The organism is Actinomycetota bacterium, assembly GCA_035759705.1.
Lineage (GTDB): Bacteria > Actinomycetota > CADDZG01 > JAHWKV01 > JAHWKV01 > JAJCYE01.
Genome location: DASTUJ010000038.1, coordinates 1 through 3,559, shown reverse-complemented (window position 1 = coordinate 3,559; position 3,559 = coordinate 1). Strand labels below are relative to the sequence as shown.

The 3,559-nt window shown below is 65.2% G+C and carries 5 protein-coding genes; 2 read left to right on the top strand and 3 right to left on the bottom strand.

Annotation, left to right across the window (positions count from 1 at the left end; translation table 11 throughout):
• Window positions 1-745: hypothetical protein (locus VFV09_02285; protein HEU4866532.1), on the top strand; the 745-nt coding region annotated here is incomplete at its 5' end.
• Here the strand turns inward: VFV09_02285 and VFV09_02280 are convergent.
• From VFV09_02280 to VFV09_02270, 3 genes are all read right to left on the bottom strand, one after another.
• Window positions 742-1,257 carry a hypothetical protein gene (locus VFV09_02280; protein ID HEU4866531.1) on the bottom strand — a complete coding sequence of 172 codons (516 nt, stop codon included), beginning with the start codon at window positions 1,255-1,257 and terminating at the stop codon, window positions 742-744. The two genes, VFV09_02285 and VFV09_02280, sit on opposite strands and share 4 nt — an antisense overlap.
• A 166-nt stretch (window positions 1,258-1,423) precedes the next feature.
• Window positions 1,424-2,062 (bottom strand): methyltransferase domain-containing protein, encoded by a 639-nt coding sequence (locus VFV09_02275; GenBank protein HEU4866530.1) that lies wholly within the window; start codon window positions 2,060-2,062, stop codon window positions 1,424-1,426.
• A gap of 13 nt (window positions 2,063-2,075) precedes the next feature.
• Window positions 2,076-2,744, bottom strand: coding sequence for a metal-dependent transcriptional regulator (locus tag VFV09_02270; GenBank protein HEU4866529.1), 669 nt, complete (start codon window positions 2,742-2,744; stop codon window positions 2,076-2,078).
• A 25-nt stretch (window positions 2,745-2,769) separates the two neighbouring features.
• On the opposite strand from VFV09_02270, the gene VFV09_02265 reads away from it, so the two are divergent.
• On the top strand, window positions 2,770-3,559 hold a 790-nt coding region (locus VFV09_02265; protein HEU4866528.1), incomplete at its 3' end, for a 5'-3' exonuclease H3TH domain-containing protein.

Here is a 3,559-nt window from a genome sequence, read left to right as displayed (position 1 = left end):
CGAGTTGGATGAGTACGAAAAGGCAGCAGCCAGCTTTCAGCTGGCCAATGCTCTTGAATTCAAGCCACATCTTGCCCGGCTGTATACCGGAATCTCCTATGTGCGCACAGGGGCGGTCTGCGAAGGCGAGCGGGAGCTTCAAGATCTCCTCGCGGAGCTGTCCACCACCAGCCTCAGACCGGAGACCTGCCTCGGGACGCCCGAGGAGAGCGGCGAACGCGTCACCGTCAAGGAACTGGCTGCCCTGGCTGAGATAAACATTGTCGCCTCCCTGACCGATCGCGACGCGCGCCTGGAGCAAAACCTCGTAAGGCTGGGAGAGGTCAAGCAAAGGGTCGGTAACGGCGCAGTCAACTCCGACGTTTTGCTGGCCAACATCGCCGACGTGGAGGGCTGGACCCGCTTTCGATTGAACAAAGAACTGGAAGAGATCCTCCAGTGCCTGAAAGATTCTATCGAGAAGCTACCCTCGGCCGAGGCGTACCTCCACCTCGCCCTCGTGCATGCCGAGTGTTCCCATCGCAAAGGCGAAGATTGCAGCGTGCACCAGAAGCGGGCCCGAGACTTCGCCCGCCTGGCGACTCGAATGGGCCTGGCGGAGCGACAGCAGGTCCAGCTGGATGACGCCCTCAGAATGCTAGCTGTGCGTCCTGGGGATCAGGCCGTCAATGAGGGGGCCCAGAAGCCATTGGCCGGGCTTGCTTCGGCCAATGGCTCAGGGCTTCACAAAGCAGGCGAAGTCTAGGTAACAGTTAGGGTCGAGACCATTCCCAGGTCCTTGTGGACCTTGCCGTCGGCGGTCTCCAGGATGCATTGCAGGGTGTAGGTGCCCGGCTGCAGCTCGACCGCCAGCGGGTCGGCTGTGGCGTTGGGGGCAAACTCCTCGATCTCGCCCAGAGCCTTACCGGAGGCGTCCAGGATCTCGAGCTCGTGGTTCTCCTTGCCGGTGTTCACGGCGGTGAACAGGACCTTCGGGCCCTTGGCCTCGGTCGGTCCGTCGAACTTGTAGTCGGCCAGCGTGTAGTCGAGCTTGGTGTCGGCCTCCGCCTCCGTGAACGCAGGGGTGGCTGCAGCCTCTGAGCTTGAGCCCGACGCAGATCCGGAAGCCGCACCCGAACCGGAGGCTGCTCCCGAACCGGAAGCTGAGCCGGAAGCCGAGCCGCCCACTACGGTGTTGGAGGCCGAGCCGGACGCACCTTCGCTCTCGCCGATGTTGCGGACCTCGGCGCCCTCGTCGCCGCCGCAGGCGGCCGCCATCAAGAGGACGATTGCGGTGAGGCAAAGCAGAGTCCGCCCCGTTCGGAGCCTGCGAACGGGCGCGTGGTGCCCGGAGTTGTTGTTAGTCAGTGGGTCCCCCTTTGGTCCGGCCCTACTTAGTGAGGGCTAACTAGGGGTATTAGCTATACCTAAAGGCAGGCCGATGTCAACCCAGCGAGCGGGTGGCGACGCCGAGGATGCAGGGTGAAGCGGGCGTGGCCACCTTCGATTCGGGAAAGAGAAAGCGCTCGAGCTGAGTGACGGTGAAGCCGGCGGCCTCCAGAGCGCCCAGCGTGTCGCGGTTGGTGTGGCAGCCGCCGAACAGCCTCGGCCAGAAGGTCGCGTCCACGAACCGTTGGGCCCGGTTCAGGCCGGGGGTCTCGGCGCGGACGTGCTCCAGGAAGTGCAGGCGGCCTCCCGGCTTGAGGACCCGGCGGGCCTCCCTCAGGGCCGCGCCCTGGTCGACCGAGCACAGCACCAGCGACATCACCACCGCGTCGAACGACCCATCGGGGGCGGGAATCGACCCGGCGGTTCCGTCGGTGACCTCGATCCGCACCTTTGCCGGCGGCGCAGCCTCGGCCGCCCGCTCACGCAGATAGCGGTCGGGCTCGACGGCGAGGACACTTTCGACTGAGGCCGGGTAGTGGGGAAAGTTCATGCCGTTGCCGGCGCCGACCTCGACCACCCTGCCGTGAAGGCCGGCGAGGAGCTTGCCCCGCAGGTCGGCCAGGCCGCCCTTCTCCATCGACCTGCTGTACCTGGTGTAGATGCGAGCAAAGATCGGGTGGTTGACCGTCTCCACTCTTTGGGGCCGATCAGTTGTTGCCGGGCTCGATCCACAGGTTGTCGGCGAGGCTCGGCCCCAAAGAGGCAGTCTTGCCGTCGACGGAGAGCGTGCGGGTGCCGTCTGGGCCCACCCCGGTGACCTTGAGAGTCGCCCCGGGCATCAGGTTGTGCTCCTGGAAATACTGAAGGATGCCGGTGACCAGCTCCACGTCCTCGTTGAGCAGGCAGAGGGTGCCCCAGTCGCCGACGGCCATGTCGGTCAGCGGGACCAGCTGCGAGCGGACGTAGGGCGGGGTCATGCCGGGAATCGGGTTGCCGTGGGGGCAGGTGGTGGCGCCGGTCTTCTCCAGGATCCGTTGCTCGACCTCGGGGGAGATCACGTGCTCCCAGTCGTGTGCCTCCTCGTGCGCCCGGTACCAGGGAATCTCCAGAATGTCGGTCAGGAGCCGTTCCGCCAGGCGGTGGCGGCGGACCAGGGGAGTGGCCACCTCGACGCCGGTCTTGGTGAGCCTGATCTTGCGATCCTCGATCTCGATGAGGCCTTCGGAGACCAGCCGTTTGACCGCCTGGGAGACGGTGGCCGGCGTTACCCCGAGCCGCTCAGAGAGGCGGGCCTGAAGAATCACGGCGCCCTCTTCCTCCATCTCGAAAATACATTCGAGGTACTCCTGAGCCCCTTGGGGAACCTGTGCCGACATCTCTTAGTACTATAGTCGGAAGATCGTGAGTGGGGCCCGGAGCAAGCGCAAAGTACTCCTTCTGGACGGCCACTCGCTGGCCTACCGTGCCTTCTACGCGCTCCCTCCGGAGCTGCGCACAAAAAGCGGAACTCCCACCAACGCCGTCTTCGGTTTCACGTCGATGTTGATAAAGGCGATGCAGACCCTCGGCACCCGCCACGTGGTCGCCGCGTTCGACATGGGGGCGCCGGCCGAGCGCATTGCCATCCGGCCGGAGTATAAGCAGCAGCGCATCGCCGCGCCCGACGAGTTCCGGCCCCAGATCGGGTTGATCCACGAGGTGCTGCAGACGCTCGGCATCCCGATCTTCCGAAGTCCGGGCGTGGAGGCAGACGACATCATTGCCGCCCTCGCGACCCGCCTAGCGGCCGAAGGGGTGGAGGTCAACATCCTCACCGCCGACCGGGACTTCTTCCAGATCGTCCAGCCCGGCATCACGGTCATCCGGAACGTCCGGGGCATCTCGGAAACCATTGTGTTCGACGAGGCGGCCTTCCGGGAACGGTACGGCTTCGAGCCGCCGCAGTACCTGGACTACGCGGCCCTGCGCGGCGACCCGTCCGACAACATCGCAGGCGTGCCGGGGGTGGGCGAGAAGACCGCGGCCAAGCTCATCCAGACCTACGGCACGCTGGAGAACGTGCTGGAGCACCTCGACGAGCTCACGCCCAAAATCCGGACCAACTTAGGTGAGGCCGCGGAACGGCTTCTGGAGAACAAGGCGTTCTTCCGATTCAGGGACCCTGAAGAGCTGAAGGCTCAGGGTGTGAGCG

What these genes read in the sequence shown, in the direction of transcription:
- VFV09_02270 (HEU4866529.1), bottom strand. Translation starts at nt 2,744, where the DNA reads ATGTCGGCACAGGTTCCCCAAGGGGCTCAGGAGTACCTCGAATGTATT.
- VFV09_02280 (HEU4866531.1), bottom strand. Translation starts at nt 1,257, where the DNA reads ATGGCGGCCGCCTGCGGCGGCGACGAGGGCGCCGAGGTCCGCAACATC.